Raw genomic sequence first — 381 nt, 5'->3', positions numbered from 1 at the left:
CGCGTTGCACTGACAGATTCGTGAACGGCAGAAAAGAAAAAGCCCGCTACAGGAGCGGGCTTTTTGGTGTGGCGGACTCAGGAGGATTCGAACCTCCGACCGCTCGGTTCGTAGCCGAGTACTCTATCCAGCTGAGCTATGAGTCCGTGTCTTGCCGCGCATTATAGTTCGCTAAACCGTTTTGCCAAGTACTTTTTCGTTTAATTTCAACGACTTAAGCATTTTGACCAGTTACAGCGCCCTACACGAAGAATGGCGGTGAAGGGGGGATTCGAACCCCCGATACCCTTATGAGGTATACTCCCTTAGCAGGGGAGCGCCTTCGGCCACTCGGCCACCTCACCGCAACACGGGGCGTATATTAACCAGACCCCTCCCCGT

At 54.1% G+C, this 381-nt stretch carries 2 tRNA genes; both read right to left on the bottom strand.

Going from position 1 to position 381, the window contains the following annotated elements:
* Positions 1-69: 69 nt before the first annotated feature.
* Positions 70-146: transfer RNA gene (locus tag VA602_RS16070), tRNA-Arg, on the bottom strand.
* Positions 147-253: 107 nt separating this feature from the next.
* Positions 254-344: transfer RNA gene (locus VA602_RS16065), tRNA-Ser, on the bottom strand.
* Positions 345-381: the final 37 nt, after the last annotated feature.

Origin of the sequence: Pseudomonas machongensis (genome assembly GCF_034961125.1) — a bacterium.
GTDB classification, from domain to species: domain Bacteria; phylum Pseudomonadota; class Gammaproteobacteria; order Pseudomonadales; family Pseudomonadaceae; genus Aquipseudomonas; species Aquipseudomonas machongensis.
Note: the sequence above shows the minus strand (reverse complement) of the source record. Positions and strands in the feature narration are given on the sequence as shown.